The organism is Micrococcaceae bacterium Sec5.7, from assembly GCA_039636785.1.
GTDB lineage: Bacteria > Actinomycetota > Actinomycetes > Actinomycetales > Micrococcaceae > Arthrobacter.
Genome location: CP144169.1, coordinates 3566913 through 3582535, shown reverse-complemented (window position 1 = coordinate 3582535; position 15623 = coordinate 3566913). Strand labels below are relative to the sequence as shown.

The window sequence follows — 15623 nt, the reverse complement described above, 5'->3', positions numbered from 1 at the left end:
ATCGTCACGCGCTCATCGTAACGGCTCCGACCGACAGCCGTACGCAAGCCGAACCTTGGGTTCTTGGGGTGGTTGCAACACTTGAGGGATGTCAGTGTTTACGTGGTTGCCGGCGTCGTCGATGTAGACGGCTTTGCTGGACAGCATGACGGCAGATCCAACCGCGTGCAGGTGGGGGAGAAGCAGACCTGCGTCGGCTGCCGTGTAGCAGGCGGCATCCACCACGAGGTCAGCTCCGTTCCTCATCGTGCGTCCAAGGTCGTCGTCGTTGCGCCGGTCTGAGGATAAGAACGTGGCCCCCGCGTCGCGCAGCACTGCAGGCATTTTTGACGCGTCCCGGCCCGTGATGTCCACCTGCCAACTGGCATCCAGCAAACGTTGCGCGATGGCCCGGCCCAACACGCCTGTACCCCCAAGAATGACAGCTCGTTTCATCACGCTAACCCTAGTGGACGGTCACCACGACTGCCGGGATGGCGTGGCGTGCAACGCCATCCCGGGTCCGCTTCAGAAAACGAAAAAAACGTACGGCAGATATCCGTCGGGTCAGCTCCCTGTTTACCAAGGCAACGCGTCAGCGTGCGTCCGTATGGGGAACCCTCAGCGGGAAGGTCCGGGTGCGCCAATGCCGGTCATGCTGTGCAGCGTTGTCGATGCTTGTCAGATTTAATTGCGATGCGTAGCGATGGCTTCGATTTCTAGTCGGAATTTTTGATCGATGAGTGCTGAAACTTGAACTAGGGTGCTGGCCGGTTTTGGATCTGCGAAGAAATTACCGATGACGACGCGGAGGCCGGGTAGATCGGTCATGTCGGTGAGGAAGTAGGTCAGTTTCACCACGTCAGCTAGGCTGCTGCCCTCTGTAGCCAAGACGGCGGATAGCCGTTCGAAGACGGCAGTTGCTTGTTCGCGGATCCCGCCACTAACAGGCATTCCTTGGTCGTCGAGAGGTAGCTGTCCAGAGATGAAAAGTAGAGGCCCGTCTGTCCAGCGGGCTTGGCTGAAAGCGGGCGGAGTCATTTATGCACCTGATGAGGCGGGTTAATGTTGATTGAATCGATCACGGCGTTACTTCCGAGATCTAGGGTTGTTTTTACCACCGCTGCCACTTGAGTCGGATGTATCCATGCCTCGCCGTCGTATTCTTTTTGCTCCCACGAATGCATCTGTTCCTGCATTGGTGTATCGACCCGGCCCGGATGCACTGAGGTCACTCGCACCCCGCGCGGCCCTTCTTCGAGTCTGAGTGCGTCTGCAAAAGCCCGCATTCCAAATTTACTGGCGCTGTAAGCACCGGAGCCAGGGACGGCGCGATTTCCCAATCCGGAATTCACCATGACCACGTGACCGGCGCTCTGGCGTAGTTGCGGCAACAACGCCTGCGTGAGCGCAACCGGGGCGAGGAGGTTGAGTTCCAAGCTCTCTCGCCACTGGTCCAAGCGAAGCTCTTCGACCGTACCTAGGTGAAGAACTCCTGCACAGTGGATTAAGGCATCGAGGTTTCGGACATTTGATGTGACGGCAGCGATGCCAGTCTCCGTGGCCAAGTCTCCGATGAGTACCTTTGCGGAAGGCAACTCATGCGCAAGGCTCTCAAGCGCTTCGCGGTTGCGTCCTGCCAGATAGAGGTGAGACGAGGGGGCCAAGGCCATCGCGATGGCCTTTCCGATTCCGCCTGACGCTCCCGTGATGAGTACGTTTCGTTCCGTCAAAATTCCCCCGATAGTTCGCTGTATTGTTTATCTGATTTCTGTAGGCAATGCACCGGTCTGGCAGCCAACGGGCGGCAGTTATGTCTGTAGCACTATGCATGGATGCCCTGTCGACAGATACTGTTCCCAGCGATCATCCTCCCTTGGACAGAGACGACGCCCAAATGAGGGCGGTGTCCCGGAAGCCGGTCCTTCACCGGCCGCCACCCTGCCTTGAAAAGCTCGCTTCGAAATGCCCGGATTTCCGGGCTCTCCAGATTCCCGTAAGACCCGCCCGCGAAACTGCCCGGTGAAGGTGGGGCGGTTTCTAGCGGTCGACGCAACAGATGCGTGAAATCGGGGCATGGTCCCGGTGTTTTGAGGCTACCGCAAAGCGGCCGACGGCGCTTTGCGTTCGGCTTTGAATCGTGCTGCCGGGGTGTCGTCGTCGAGAGTTTTCCGGGGCCGTTCGTTGAGTTCACGCATCACGTGGGAGACGTGCTCAACGCTGTGAACGGCGAGGTTGGTGCCCTTGGGGAAATATTGGCGGGCCAGTCCGTTGAAGTTCTCGTTCGCGCCACGCTGCCAGGGACTGGAGCGTTCGGCAAAGTAGACCGGAACCCCGGTCTTCTTTGTTAGTTCCTCGTGCCAGGCCATTTCCACGCCCTGGTCCCAAGTGAGTGTTCGTTTCAGGTGTGGTGGCAGCGTCGCGAACGCGCTGATGGCGGCCGCGTTGACGCTGGCAACGGTGTGATCCAGGGGCAGATTCACGATGATGCCGTACTGGGTTTTCCTTTCCCGTAGCGTCATCATCGCCGAGACGGACCCGACACCGATGATGTAGGGTCGGGCCGGAGCGCGATACCGGGATTGCTCCCGGCTCGTTTCTCGGACCCGCCCTCCGCACCGGACGTGCGACTCTCATCGCATCCGGCGCTCCACGGATAGCCACTCAGACCATGCTGGCAGCCCATGGCGTCGGGATATTGTGTCCTCGCCACCGATACCGTGTTACCGGGATCGTCGCGGTGTCGAACATGGTGACTCCCTCTGCCTGTGGCTGGTTCCCGGGCCTTCCTGTCAGAAAGCGCCGATAGAGTTCCCGCCACGTAATGCGTGGGTGCCGTTTACGAATCCATTGGGTCACTCGATGCCAAATGAACGCATCGAGATAACCAAAGGTCGCTTTTGAAACCCCATGCCGGAAATAGTTGCACCAGCCACGCACCACCGGATTCAACCGGCGGAGCAGGACCTCCAGCGAAGCATGCTCCGCTCGACGTGTCAGCGCCCGCACCTTCCCAAGAATCGTCAACAAGGACTTCTTCGACGGGTAGGTGTAGACGCTCATTTTCTGGGTTCCTTTCTTCAGTCTCCGCTGGATGTGAAAACCAAGAAAATCGAACCCTTCATCCAAATGGCAAACCCGGGACTTTGCCACGGAAATCTTCAACCCCAACGGGGCGATGACCTCCGCGACTTCGTCCCAGAGCGTCTCCGCATGGGATCTGGCACCGGCGACCATGATCACGAAATCATCGGCATAGCGGACGATGCGATAGGTCGCACCGCCCCGTTTCCGGTACGCATCCCTGCGTTGCGAGGTGCCGTGGGCATCCCACAAATCACAAAAATGCTTATCCAATACCGTCAAAGCGATATTGGCCAGAAGCCGAGAAATGTTACCTCCCTGCGGGCTTCCCATGTCAGATTCCCTGATCTTCCCCTCGGCGGACATGATGCCCGACTTCAGGAACTTGTCGATCAGGGTCAGCACCCGTTTGTCCGTGACGCGCTTGCGCACCTCGGCGATGACCGCAGAGTGCTTCAACTCGTCAAAACACGCCTCAATGTCCGCCTCAAACACCCAGTGATACCTTCGGGTGCCCAACGCATGTATCTCGGCGATCGCGTCCTGCGCCCGACGCTTCGGACGGAAACCGTAACTCACCGGTTTGAAATCCGCCTCAAATATCGGTTCCAACACCAACGCCAGCGACGCCTGAACCACCCGATCCCTCGCAGTGGGAATGCCGAGCCGGCGAAGTTTCGTGCTGCCCGGTTTGGGGATCATGCGCTCCCTCACCGGCAACGGAACAAAAGCCCGGGACTTGACCAGCTCCCTGACTTCCTCCAGAAACTCCTCGCTTTCAGCACCACCACTGATCAGAGCCGGAATGCGCCGGTCAACACCGGCCGTTCGGGCACCCTTATTGCTTTTTGAATATTCGCTCTTGAGGGGTCCATATGTGGTGCGGGTTAGCGCCGGGGTCCGAGCCCACGATTTGCGCTGGTCAGCGCCAGTGTTGGTGTGGTTGAGCGCCACCTGAAAAGCTCCTTCCACCGCGTGAGGGCCACGTGGTGGAAGGAGTACCGGTAATGGTACGGAAGATCAAGGCGAAGCTCGTCTTGCAGTTGCATAACCAGGGCCTGTCCGGCAGAGCGATCTCGCTTGCTCAGGGCATGTCCAGGCACAGCGTTCAGGCGGTGATCGATGCTGCGGATCAGCTCGGGCTCGGGTGGGACGATGTTGCGGAGAAGTCTGAGGGCGAGGTGTATCTGGCGCTGTTTCCCGGTCGCGGGGTGCGGGAGAGCGTGTTCGCGCAGCCGGACTGGGTCCAGGTGCATCGCGAGCTGGCCAGGGTTGGGGTGACGTTGAAGCTGCTGCACCAGGAGTATCTCGACGGGTGCAGTCGGGCCGGGCAAGCGGCGATGAGTTATGACCGGTTCTGCAGGCTTTACGGCGATTACGCCAACGTCACTGGCGCGTCGTCTCGGGTCGGCCATAAGGCCGGCCGCAGCGTCGAGGTCGACTGGTCCGGGCCGACGATGCAGCTCGTTGACCCGGCAACGGGAGAGGTCTCGAAGGTGTATTTGTTCGTCGCGTGCCTGCCGTTCAGCAGGTATGCGTTCGTGGAGGCGACGTTGGATATGCGGCAGGAGTCGTGGCTGCGCGCGCATGCGGCGATGTTCGCATTCTTCGGCGGCACGGTCCCGAGGCTCGTCCCCGACAACCTCAAGACCGGGGTGATCTCTCACCCGCGCGAGGGCGAAGTCGTCCTCAACGACGCTTATCGGGAGATGGCGGCGCATTATTCGGCGGCGGTACTACCGGGCCGGGTGCGGCACCCGAAAGACAAAGCCAGCGTAGAAAACACTGTCTCCCACGTCGCCACCTGGGTGATTGCGGGTCTGAGGCAGGAGCAGTTCACCAGCCTGGTGCAGCTGCGGGCCCGGGTTCGGGAGCAGATCGATGCCTACAACCGACAGCCGTTCCAGAAGCGGGAGGGCTCCCGGCTGAGCGTGTTCACGGCCGAGGAGAAGCCGCTGCTGCAACCGTTGCCGGCGGTGACTTTCGAGATCAGCACCTGGACATATGGGCGCAAAGTAGGCCGGAACGGACACGTGGTCTGGTCAAAAAACTTCTACTCCGTCCCGTTCACCCACATCGGCGCGCATGTTGATCTTCGCGTCACGGACACCATGCTCGAGATCTATCGGGGTGATGAGCGCCTGACCAGCCACCTGCTGCTGCCCGTGACGACGACGAACCAGTATCGGACGAACGAAGCCGACCTTCCCGAGGGGCACAGCTGGCAAGCCTGGGACCGGGCCCGGATCGACGCCTGGGCGTTACGGATGGGACCGGCGACCGGGACCGTGATCGAGAAGATCTTCGAGTCTGTCCGCATCGAGGAAGCCGGCTACGACCCGGCCCTGGCGGTGCTGCGTCTGTCTCGTAGGTTCTCACCAGCCCGGGTGGAAGCCGCATGCCAGCTCGCGCTGCGCGGTCCGATACGATCGCCCCGTTACGCCCACCTGCGGCCGATCCTGGACACCGGGCAGGACAAAACCGGGCACGTCGAGGAGCCTGATGACGAAGATGGCGGATACGTGCGCGGCAGCTCCTACTACGCAGGAGGGACCCGATGAGCCGCCTGGACACGGAAACCAAACGCAAGCTGCGGGAGATGAACGCGGGCGAGCTGCTGGAGGCCATAGATACCCAAGACGAGACGCTGAGCATCAGCCTGCCGTTCGAAGATCGTCTCCGGCTGGTCGTCGATGACGCCTACGCGTCGTTCACCCATGCCAAAGTCACCGGCCTGATCCGGCGGGCGGGGCTGCGCTACCCGAACGCTGACCTGCGCCGCATCGACCTCCTCGACGAGCGAGGTCTTGACCGGCCGCTGCTGAGCCAGCTCGGCACCTGCTCGTTCGTGGCCCGGCAGCAGAACGTTGTCTTCCAAGGGTTCACCGGGTCGGGGAAGTCCTACCTGGGGTGCGCGATGGCTAAACGCGCATGCGAACACCGCATCCGCGCGCATTACGTCCGCATGCCCGACCTCGAGGAAGCCTGGGTCGCCGCCCAAGACACCCCTGGCGGATCCGGCAAGTTCCTGCGCAAATATGCGGCATTCACCCTGCTGGTCATCGATGAGTGGCTGCTGGATCGGCCCACGGAATCGATGCGCACCATGCTGCTGGAACTGATGGAACGCCGCTACGGGGAGACGTCAACAGTGTTCTGCACCCAGTACTCGCAGAAGGACTGGCACCAGCGGCTCGGCTCCGGCGTTCACGCCGACGCGATCATGGACCGGATCATCCACAACACGATCTGGGTCGAGACAGGCAATTACAACATGCGCGAGCACACAGCACTCGCAACCGCCTAGCAACCGTCACGGAGAGCGTCAGCGGCGCCAGGCCCCGCGACCGCTGGCGCTCTCTCGCACGAACCCCGGCGCTGAACCGCACGAACAGGTGGCGCTCAAAGCTTCAAATACTCATGCTTTTGACCCGGCCCCACGCAACGGTGAGGAAATCCCGGTCATAGACGAGGTTGAACACATCCTCGAAAAGACGGCCAGGATCACTGACCGCCCAATGGTGCAGTTTCGTCTGCATCGCACGTACCCGCACGGACGCCTCATCGAGGTCAGCCCATCGCGGTTCACCGGTATTCACCAATGCCTCCGTTCCTTGCAGTAGCTACTGCGTCATATCCGCTGGGGCCCTTCGCCATGTACGAGGCTTTCCCCCGCCCGGACTACTACGGCCCCTCCGCCCCATCGCACATCGATCGACGGACAACACGCCCACCCGAACCCGCACCCCTGGATGGGGTAGCAAGCCCGGGAGACACACGATGGTTCCCACGTTCACTGTTAACCGATCGGCAAGTTAGGCGCCCAGCTATGCCCCTGCGATATCGCCACGGCTACGCCGCAGGCCTTCACCGTGGCCTCGAATGCCAACGACCTTAACCGACATTCAAGTTCCCACCCCGTAATGAGGAGGTGGTGCGCACCGCAGGCCAGCCCATATCCACCGAATTTGAGCCGGCGGGAGACTTGAGAGGCTTTTAGCACTGGTTCCTCGCGTACACCTTCCCGCCTTGCTTGCCGGACCCGGACCATCCGGTAGTGCTGGCCCGTCCCGGCGTTGTCGGGGCTGCTCTCCACCCTTCCCGGTGTTTCCCCAGGTCAGGCTGCCCCCAGCTTCATCATGCTGCTGCGACAGCACAACGGCGAAGGTCTTCCACCCCCGCTCGGTCAAACAGCGCCTCGTGGCGCACTAAGTCCCCTTCCCAATGGCCGGCCTCCAGGCGGGTTTCAACCTCGGCAGGCCGTTGGTCGATCATGGTCATATTGCGGATCCGTGATCCCTGCCCGATGCGGGTGCGCCAGCGGGTCTTGCGGATCCGCCGACCGGTGCGCAGCTTCGTGGCATACCGCCGGTGCAGGCCGTGGCCCTCACGCAGCAGCAATGCCCGGTAGATCGTTTCCGGGCATAACCGCATCGCGTGATCGTCGGGGTATGTCTTCTTCATCCACCCGCAGATTTCGTCCGGCGACCAGAAACGGTTGAGTTTACGTTGCACGAGGGTGCGCAGCCGGGCGTTGGCAACGAGCTTATGCACTTTCGGTCGGGCCCGTTGCGGCCGGGCGTCGTGATCGGCCGTGCGGGGCAGGTAGAGGCCCTGAGCGTCCCGATGGCGGTCCAGTTCCCGTTTGATCGTGGAAGCGTGACGGCCCAGCTCGATCGCGATGCGCCGCATCGAGTGCCCCAGCCGCAGCAGGTCCGCGATCCGCAGCCGCTCCCGCGCATCCAGGTAGCGGCCCGCGGTCAGGGACGGAACTCCGATGGGTGGGATCTGGAAGTTGCTGGCTCGACGCAGCTGCGTTCCCGTTCTTCTGTGCATGCCGAGAAGTCTGCATGCTTCTGCGTTGCTCACCCCGTCGCGCATCAGCTGCCAATACTTTTCGGCCCGTGCAGCGCGGTGTTGCTGCGCCTCAGAGAGCACCGCACCGAGCATCTGGTCTGCATAATCGCTGGAGGAGCGAACTGCGGCATGCTGCGCCGCCGTCGCCGCATTCTGCTCTTTCGATAATCGCGATAGCCGTTCGCGTTCGAAGTTCAGGCTGAGGCGATCCGTCAGGCGCAATTGGCCCTGGCACCGCCTAACGGTCACCTTGGACTGACGCAGCTGGTCGAAGCGATTGTGCATCCACCGATACGCGGTCGAACGGCTCACTCCCGCAGTCTTAGCTGCCTCCCCAGTGCTGTTCCCGCGATCAAACGCCGCCCAAAAGCTGGCCTCCTCGTCGACGTTAACTCGAAGATGATGGCGGTCTTTGACCTGGCCGACGTCCGCTTCCCACGCCACGAGCCGGGACGTGGTGAACCCAAGCTCCGCTGTCGTCTCGGCACGAGATTTGCCGTCGCGACGCAGTTGCAAGTATTCCTCGCGTAGCCAGCGGTAGCCGACCTCTTTATCGATGCCAGCTTGGCGGGCGGACGGTTTGAGACCATGCCCGTGCTTTACCGAGGCAAGAAACCGGATGCCTGCTGCTGACGAGGAACTGAGATACATGTCGAACCATCTTGAAAGAAGGTGTTGCTTCGATCAACAGAATCCCGCGTGCCCCATACGGACATGCAAAAACGACCTTTTTCGGCCAGGCCGATGGGCGCATAGGCCGGCTCAGCAAAAACTACCGCTGCAGTAGTCCGGGCGCTGTTAGCGGCCCAACCGGTCTCGAACAACGCTACCGCGGCCTCGCGTTGCTCATCGGATAACGAACAGCCCTTCAACGTAAAACTGCTCTCCGTAAGTCAGAACGGATTTCTCAGTCCAACTTTCGGGGAGCAGTTCATGACCCGGGTGGGGCCTATGTCTCAATTAGGCCATTGGCTCAAAATGAATGCCACGGCGACCAGAAGGTCGTGCTACTGAAGGGTTCAGGATTTCAGGGGAGGGTCGCTCCGCCGCGACCTGTTTGGTGAATCCGAGCGCCTCAGCAAGGCTTGCCGAGCTCATTCCTTCGTCGTGGGCTCGAATGACAGCTTCGATGAGGAGCTGGTCAACCGCCTGGCTGAGGGTCCTGAGGTCACGAAGAGCGGCTTCGGTCTCCGGTAACTGGAGGTTAATCTGGTGCCAACGAAATTCTTGGGCGTGGCGGCTGGCTTTTCGTTCTGCACTCATGTGGACAACATTAGTTCTACGGGCAGATACCAACAAAAAAGACACCGCTGCGCCGAGGCACAAGGATTAGTTGTAATGGCGGTAAATTGCTCCACAAATTGCGGGCTAAGGTTGGGTTGTTCCTGACCAGAACTGACCGGATATGTGGGTTGAGAGCTACGCGAGCGAGGGGTTTTGTCTGAGTCTCATCATGAACTTTTGTTAATCAGAGAAAGAGAGGGGGAGGGGTCCATGACCAATCTTCAGAGCAAGGTGGCAGCACCAAAGGCGAAGGCCGCTGCTGTGAAAACGGCAAAAACTTCTGCTGTAACAACTGTGAAACCGCAGCCGCACCGTTTCCGCGTGAGCGTCCCCGCAGCCGATGAGGCCGTGTTGGTGTGGATGAATTTGCAGGACAACCCATCACTGTCTATTCGGATGCTGATCCGTGAGAGCATCGAGCGCCTTGGCTACGTCGATGTCATTAACCGACCAGTTGCTCAGCTTCCCACGCGCGGGCGTCCTGTTGGTCCCGAAGATGAATCAACAGAGACAGAGCGGAATGCAGAAACGGCTGGGGCTCCGGCTGCGTTGGTGGAGCAGGTGGCGACACCTGCTGCGTCCGCGGATCTGGATCTCAGCCAGGAGACAAACACCGAACCCGAGATCCTGGGCATCGCCCTGGAAGCCCCGACACTGGTTCAGAAGTCTGCACCAAAACAGGACGACATCTACACTTCCTCCTCGACCACTCCTGAACCAGAGCAGCCTTCTGTCGGACAGGTTGAAGTCAACGACATTTTCTCGATGCTGCGCTGACTCCCGTAACAACTCCCAGCACTTTCTCTTGTATGGCAACTCAGTAACCACACCAAACACTTTCCACGAAGGGATCACATTCATGACCATTTCGATCAATCTCACCGGTGGCATCGACGTTGGCAACGGCTACGTCAAAGGCCTCATCCGCGGCGCCGGTGCATCAAGTACCACCAACGTCGACGAGATCGACCTACCAAGCGGCGTGTCAACGATCACGCGCCCGAACGCTCTGCCGACCCCCGACGATGAAGCCCCAGCGAAGATGGAAGGCAACTTCTATAACGAGCTGGACGTCAGCTTCGTCTCCCCTTTGGTAAGCAATCATCACCGCAGGCTCTTCGGCCTGCGTGCCCTGAGCGCCCAAGGTGCCTTTGATGAATTCGACGTGGTCGGCCGTCGCAGCAAGGCCCAGCAGGAGCTGAGCAAGGTTCTGGTCATGGGTGCTTTCGCCGCCAAGGCCCTGCGTGACTACGTGCGTCAGCACGGTGGATTGCCGCCGGCTATCGAAACCTTAATTGTGGAGGCTCGGGTAGCACTTGCGCTGCCGATCAACGAGTACCTCTCACACCGCACTAGCTACGCAGCCGAGTTCATGAGCGGCACGCATACGGTTACCGTGCATAACTTCGAGACCCCGGTCACCGTGAAGCTTGAATTCGTGGATGTACAGGTGATCCCCGAGGGTGCGTCGGCTCAGTATGCGATCACTGCCAAGGGTGAGCCGTTGATGGACGCTATGCTCGCCGATGTCCGCCGCAGGGGCCTGTCACTAGTGGGCATCACATCTGGTGACGTGCTTGCAGCCGAGCACACTGTCGGCATTGATGTCGGTGAAGGGACAGTAAATTTTCCTGTGTTCACCGCCGGAGAGTTCAACGCCGACGCCTCGACCACGCACAACCGAGGTTACGGTTCGGTTCTTAATGATGCGCTGAAGGCGATGGAGGACCAGGGCTTCTCGCCTGGCTTCACTTCCCGCAAGCAGTTGGCCGAGTACTTGCAGGCCGGAGCGTCGCCGTTGAAGCGTAACTTCTACGACAAGATCGCTCAGTTCGTCGATGAAGAGATGCGGTTCTTTGCCAAGGAAGTTGCCGAGCGGTTCGGCCGCGTTCTGGCCGTCGTTGGTGCGACCACAGAGGTCGCGTATGTCTTCGGCGGCGGGGCAGGTCCGGTGAAGGCACATTTGTATCCGGCACTTCTGGCCAAGGCCACCGAGATGAACTCGGTGGACTCGTTCCCGACTCTGTACCTGGATTCCTCCTACTCGCGAAACCTGAACCGTGAGGGTCTCTACATTGCCGCCGAGTCCGTGGAACAACGAGCCGGCGCCGCACCGGCTGCCAATGGTAAGCGCAGCACTCGTTCAAGCGAGAAGAAGCTCGTCGAGGCTGCTGTGTAGGTAACGGTGGGCAGGGACTGGTAAGAACCGTTGATCAAGTGGTGTGTATTCCTTGGATTTCTTACGGAAATGGTGAGGTGCATGCGGACGCAGGTGTTGATCCCGTTTTGTGGGCTCAGGTAGCTGGCTCGATGGTCACGTTGAATCCGAGAGATTGGATCTGCGGCTCGGCGGACTACTTGGGCTGGCCGTCGCTGGGTGGAGTAGTCCGGGCCGGGGTCGCGGTGGACCTCGCCGGTGGTAAGGATGTACCAGATTGCCAGGGGCGTGGTGTGTTGGACGCGAAGCGCCCTGACGGGCCCGGGCAGGGATGCGAGGCGCCGGTATTTCGCTGAGAAGAGGGTGCCGTTGGACCTGGCCGCCGAGAGGGCCCGAGGCCCAGGACTCGCTTGAGGTAGCGGTTGCCCGGTCGGGTCTTGGTGGACTTGACCCGGTCGGCGGACTCGTTGGCTCCCGGGATGTCCCGGCCCAGGACGCCAGATGCGCGGCGCTGGGGAAGACGGTCATGCCGGCCCCGGCTTCGGCGCTGAAGACCTCGGCGACGGCAGTGCTGAATCCCGGGATGCTGGTCACGAGTTCCCGGGATCCTGGCGCTGAACGGGGCATACCCTTGTCTCGAAAACGCGTCTCACCAGAATGAAAAATCGGGCGGCATCGCGTTGTTCCTTGCTAACCGCGGGCTCGAGGAAGCCGCCGACGTCGAGGTCGCCCTCCGAACTGGAGGTCGTCAAGAACTGACGGAACCGGCCCCGGCCCCTGTTGCCCCCGCCCTCGTCTCGGTAGACTGCCACTGCGTCCGGCCGGGCGTCCCAGTCCTCCAAGGAGTGATCAAGCGATGACGGAAAACAGCGAGTCTGAAGCAACAGAAGAGCGCCACAACAGCACCGGGAGGCCGGTTGCCGACGATGACAGCGGCCAGTACGTAGAAGGCGATTACGGCAATGCCGGCGTGGTGGGTGAGGAGCTCGCCGACGCCGAGGAAGGCGATTACCCCGAGGGTGATTATGGCACGGCCGGAACGGTAGGCGAGGAGCCCGCCGACGCCGAGGAAGGCGATGACCCCGAGGGTGATTATGGCAAGGCCGGAACAGCGGATGCGGCCGGTAAGGATCATGACTCCGAGGGCAACAACCCCTAATCCTTGCCGGGGAAGGGCCCGAGCCATGGTGGGGTGCTTTCTGCTGCCACGTCCGGCGGGTTTATGGGAGCCCGGGGCTCCTGCCTGTGGAATTCCGGGCTGGCCTGATTGGAGTGCGCCAAAAATCTGCGCCCGTGACGCGCACCCGCGAAAAAAGCAGCCCGGAGGTTAGTTCACGCAGAGCGAAACCGCGCTGGCGCCGTCGTCGTGCGTATCCAAAACCCCCGGAAATTAGCGGAATTTGCGGCGGCCCGGCCTGGTCAGCCAGCACGAGAATCCAAAGTTGAGCGTACCTCACTCAGCTTTGGATTGACTTTGTTTCCGGTCTGAGTAAAGTTGAGTGCAGATCGCTCAATCAATGGGCGATAGCTCTTGATCTCGACAAGCTCGATCACCGGGCGCCAGCAAGCTTCCAAGGAAAGAAGGACGCAACACATGTCACGTGCAGTAGGTATTGACCTCGGAACAACCAACTCCGTCGTCTCCGTTCTCGAAGGCGGCGAGCCCACCGTCATTGCCAACGCCGAGGGTGGCCGCACCACGCCGTCGGTCGTTGCGTTCTCCAAGTCCGGCGAAGTCCTGGTCGGCGAGATCGCCAAGCGCCAGGCCGTCAACAACATTGACCGCACCATCGCCTCCGTCAAGCGCCACATGGGCACCGACTGGGACGTCGCGATCGACGACAAGAAGTACACGCCGCAGGAAATCTCCGCGCGTATCCTCATGAAACTGAAGAACGACGCCGAGAGCTACCTCGGCGAAAAGGTCACCGACGCTGTGGTCACTGTTCCGGCATACTTCAACGACGCCGAGCGCCAGGCCACCAAGGAGGCCGGTGAAATCGCGGGCCTCAACGTCCTCCGCATCGTCAACGAGCCCACCGCGGCTGCACTGGCCTACGGCCTGGACAAGGGCAAGGAAGACGAACTTATCCTTGTCTTCGACCTCGGCGGCGGAACCTTCGACGTCTCCCTGCTCGAAGTTGGCAAGGACGAAGACAACTTCTCCACCATCCAGGTCCGCTCCACCGCAGGCGACAACCGCCTCGGCGGCGACGACTGGGACCAGCGCGTTGTTGACTTCCTGCTGAACCAGCTCAAGGTCAAGGGCATCGACCTTTCCAAGGACAAGATCGCCCTGCAGCGTCTGCGCGAAGCGTCGGAGCAGGCCAAAAAGGAACTCTCTTCCTCCACCAGCACCAACGTCTCCCTCCAGTACCTGTCCGTCACCCCCGACGGCCCGGTCCACCTGGACGAGCAGCTGACCCGCGCCAAGTTCCAGGAGCTCACCAAGGACCTGCTGGAGCGCACCAAGAAGCCGTTCCACGATGTCATCCAGGAAGCGGGCATCAAGCTCTCCGACATCGACCACATTGTGCTGGTTGGCGGTTCCACCCGCATGCCGGCCGTCTACGATCTGGTCAAGGAACTCGCCGGCGGCAAGGAGCCCAACAAGGGCGTCAACCCGGATGAGGTTGTGGCCGTTGGTGCGGCTCTCCAGGCCGGCGTGCTGAAGGGCGAGCGCAAGGACGTTCTGCTGATCGACGTCACCCCGCTGTCCCTGGGCATCGAAACCAAGGGCGGTGTCATGACGCACCTGATCGAGCGCAACACGGCCATCCCCACCAAGCGTTCGGAGACCTTCACCACGGCCGATGACAACCAGCCGTCCGTGGCCATCCAGGTCTTCCAGGGCGAGCGTGAATTCACCCGCGACAACAAGCCGCTGGGCACGTTCGAACTGACCGGCATCGCCCCGGCTCCGCGCGGCGTCCCGCAGGTTGAGGTTACCTTCGACCTCGACGCCAACGGCATCGTGCACGTCTCCGCGAAGGACAAGGGCACCGGCAAGGAACAGTCCATGACCATCACAGGCGGCACGGCCCTCTCCAAGGAAGACATCGACCGCATGGTCCGCGAAGCCGAGGAGCACGCCACAGAAGACAAGGCGCGCCGCGAGGCCACCGACACCCGCAACACTGCCGAGCAGCTCGCCTACTCGGTGGACAAGCTGATCGCCGAAAACGACGACAAGCTGCCTGAGGAGGTCAAGACCGAGGTCAAGGCCGACGTCGACGCCCTTAAGAAGGCGCTCGAAGGCACCGACGACGCCGCCGTGAAGGCCGCGTTCGAGAAGCTGCAGGCTTCCCAGTCCAAGCTCGGCGAGGCCATCTACGCGCAGGCCGGTTCGCCGGACGGCGCCACCGGTGCTGCCGGCGCCGAGGGCGCTGCTGGTGCTTCGACCGATGGTAAGGCCGGAGACGAGGACATCGTCGACGCCGAGATCATCGACGAAGACACTGCCGACGAGAAGAAGTAGCCATGCCGCATCACGGTAACGAGGAAGAGCACGACTCTTCATCGAATCAGCGGGACCAGGGCGATCAGGGCAACGAGCCTCAGAAGCCGGTCATCCGGGACAACCGCAAGGTTGACCCGGAGACCGGTGAGGCCCGCCACCCGCACCGGGAGCCGGTGGCCGAGACTCCAGCTGCCGAGCCTGCCGACCTCGATGGCGATGCCCTTGCCCAGGCTGAGGAAATCCTCAACGGGGTGGAGGTGCCGGCCGAGGAATCGGTGGCGCAGGGCGCCGGTGTTGCGGAAGCAGCCGAGCTCAAGAACGATCTCCTGCGCCTGCAGGCCGAATACGTCAATTACCGCAAGCGCGTTGAGCGGGACCGTGCCGTCGCAGGGGAGATGGCCGTCATCGGCGTCCTGAATTCCCTGCTCCCGGTACTGGATGACGTGGACGCTGCCCGCCAGCATGGTGACCTCGCGGACGGCCCGTTCGCCGCGATCGCCGCCAAGCTGGAAAACGCGCTGAAGACGTACGGCCTGGTCCGTATTGATGAGACCGGAGTGGAGTTCGATCCCACCATCCACGAGGCCCTCATCCAGCAGCCCGGCGAGGACATTGAGGTTGATACAGTCAGCCAGGTGCTCCGCTCCGGCTACAAGTCGGGCGAGCGGGTACTCCGCGCGGCGCAGGTGATTGTGGCCGTTCCGGCCTAGCATTACCCCATCGAGATGACAGTTCGCGCCCATGATTTGAGAGAACATCGGCGCGAACTGTCACCTCGGCACACAGATTTGAAAGGAAACG

15 protein-coding genes are annotated in these 15623 nt (G+C 61.3%); 7 read left to right on the top strand and 8 right to left on the bottom strand.

Translation table 11 applies throughout. The features are described from left to right. Positions 1-12: 12 nt before the first annotated feature. From V3C33_17155 to ltrA, 5 genes are all read right to left on the bottom strand, one after another. Complete coding sequence (locus V3C33_17155) at positions 13-435, bottom strand: NAD(P)H-binding protein (GenBank protein XAS67157.1); 423 nt, start codon at positions 433-435, stop codon at positions 13-15. Between the two features lie 231 nt (positions 436-666). Next, a complete protein-coding gene (locus tag V3C33_17150) occupies positions 667-1020 on the bottom strand; it encodes a RidA family protein (protein ID XAS67156.1) in 354 nt (117 codons plus the stop codon). Then, on the bottom strand, positions 1017-1712 hold the full coding sequence (locus tag V3C33_17145) for an SDR family oxidoreductase (protein ID XAS67155.1): 696 nt from the start codon (positions 1710-1712) through the stop codon (positions 1017-1019). The genes V3C33_17150 and V3C33_17145 overlap by 4 nt, the downstream gene beginning before the upstream one ends. Positions 1713-2075: 363 nt before the next feature. Beyond that, positions 2076-2528 carry an IS30 family transposase gene (locus V3C33_17140; GenBank protein ID XAS69774.1) on the bottom strand — a complete coding sequence of 151 codons (453 nt, stop codon included), beginning with the start codon at positions 2526-2528 and terminating at the stop codon, positions 2076-2078. 115 nt (positions 2529-2643) lie between these two features. Next, positions 2644-4017 carry a group II intron reverse transcriptase/maturase gene (gene ltrA, locus V3C33_17135; protein XAS67154.1) on the bottom strand — a complete coding sequence of 458 codons (1374 nt, stop codon included), beginning with the start codon at positions 4015-4017 and terminating at the stop codon, positions 2644-2646. Positions 4018-4070: 53 nt separating this feature from the next. On the opposite strand from ltrA, the gene istA reads away from it, so the two are divergent. Next, entirely contained in the window at positions 4071-5624 is a 1554-nt protein-coding gene (istA, locus tag V3C33_17130; GenBank protein ID XAS67153.1) for an IS21 family transposase, read from the top strand. Next, the gene (locus tag V3C33_17125) at positions 5621-6370 is read left to right on the top strand and encodes an ATP-binding protein (protein ID XAS67152.1); all 750 of its coding nucleotides are present in this window, start codon (positions 5621-5623) and stop codon (positions 6368-6370) included. The genes istA and V3C33_17125 overlap by 4 nt, the downstream gene beginning before the upstream one ends. Positions 6371-6473: 103 nt before the next feature. Here V3C33_17125 and V3C33_17120 read toward each other — a convergent pair whose 3' ends face one another. From V3C33_17120 to V3C33_17110, 3 genes are all read right to left on the bottom strand, one after another. After that, positions 6474-6662 carry a hypothetical protein gene (locus tag V3C33_17120; GenBank protein ID XAS67151.1) on the bottom strand — a complete coding sequence of 63 codons (189 nt, stop codon included), beginning with the start codon at positions 6660-6662 and terminating at the stop codon, positions 6474-6476. Between the two features lie 538 nt (positions 6663-7200). Further along, complete coding sequence (locus tag V3C33_17115) at positions 7201-8571, bottom strand: IS30 family transposase (protein XAS67150.1); 1371 nt, start codon at positions 8569-8571, stop codon at positions 7201-7203. A gap of 309 nt (positions 8572-8880) precedes the next feature. Continuing rightward, the gene (locus tag V3C33_17110) at positions 8881-9183 is read right to left on the bottom strand and encodes a hypothetical protein (protein ID XAS67149.1); all 303 of its coding nucleotides are present in this window, start codon (positions 9181-9183) and stop codon (positions 8881-8883) included. A gap of 231 nt (positions 9184-9414) precedes the next feature. Between V3C33_17110 and V3C33_17105 the strand changes: the two genes are divergently transcribed. The 5 genes from V3C33_17105 to V3C33_17085 all read left to right on the top strand — a co-directional run bounded on the left by V3C33_17105 (position 9415) and on the right by V3C33_17085 (position 15532). Next, positions 9415-9981: a hypothetical protein gene (locus V3C33_17105; GenBank protein XAS67148.1), complete on the top strand. Its 567-nt coding sequence runs from the start codon at positions 9415-9417 to the stop codon at positions 9979-9981. An 82-nt stretch (positions 9982-10063) separates the two neighbouring features. After that, a complete protein-coding gene (locus V3C33_17100) occupies positions 10064-11383 on the top strand; it encodes a ParM/StbA family protein (protein XAS67147.1) in 1320 nt (439 codons plus the stop codon). Positions 11384-12218: 835 nt separating this feature from the next. Beyond that, entirely contained in the window at positions 12219-12521 is a 303-nt protein-coding gene (locus tag V3C33_17095) for a hypothetical protein (GenBank protein XAS67146.1), read from the top strand. A gap of 435 nt (positions 12522-12956) precedes the next feature. Beyond that, positions 12957-14840: a molecular chaperone DnaK gene (gene dnaK, locus V3C33_17090; protein XAS67145.1), complete on the top strand. Its 1884-nt coding sequence runs from the start codon at positions 12957-12959 to the stop codon at positions 14838-14840. A 2-nt stretch (positions 14841-14842) separates the two neighbouring features. Then, the gene (locus V3C33_17085; GenBank protein XAS67144.1) at positions 14843-15532 is read left to right on the top strand and encodes a nucleotide exchange factor GrpE; all 690 of its coding nucleotides are present in this window, start codon (positions 14843-14845) and stop codon (positions 15530-15532) included. The last annotated feature ends 91 nt before the right edge of the window (positions 15533-15623 follow it).

Coding starts and splice junctions, on each gene's coding strand:
- istA (XAS67153.1), top strand. CDS start 4,071: ATGGTACGGAAGATCAAGGCGAAGCTCGTCTTGCAGTTGCATAACCAG.
- dnaK (XAS67145.1), top strand. CDS start 12,957: ATGTCACGTGCAGTAGGTATTGACCTCGGAACAACCAACTCCGTCGTC.
- V3C33_17110 (XAS67149.1), bottom strand. CDS start 9,183: ATGAGTGCAGAACGAAAAGCCAGCCGCCACGCCCAAGAATTTCGTTGG.
- V3C33_17095 (XAS67146.1), top strand. CDS start 12,219: ATGACGGAAAACAGCGAGTCTGAAGCAACAGAAGAGCGCCACAACAGC.
- V3C33_17105 (XAS67148.1), top strand. CDS start 9,415: ATGACCAATCTTCAGAGCAAGGTGGCAGCACCAAAGGCGAAGGCCGCT.
- V3C33_17150 (XAS67156.1), bottom strand. CDS start 1,020: ATGACTCCGCCCGCTTTCAGCCAAGCCCGCTGGACAGACGGGCCTCTA.
- V3C33_17155 (XAS67157.1), bottom strand. CDS start 435: ATGAAACGAGCTGTCATTCTTGGGGGTACAGGCGTGTTGGGCCGGGCC.
- V3C33_17100 (XAS67147.1), top strand. CDS start 10,064: ATGACCATTTCGATCAATCTCACCGGTGGCATCGACGTTGGCAACGGC.
- V3C33_17125 (XAS67152.1), top strand. CDS start 5,621: ATGAGCCGCCTGGACACGGAAACCAAACGCAAGCTGCGGGAGATGAAC.
- V3C33_17085 (XAS67144.1), top strand. CDS start 14,843: ATGCCGCATCACGGTAACGAGGAAGAGCACGACTCTTCATCGAATCAG.
- V3C33_17115 (XAS67150.1), bottom strand. CDS start 8,571: ATGTATCTCAGTTCCTCGTCAGCAGCAGGCATCCGGTTTCTTGCCTCG.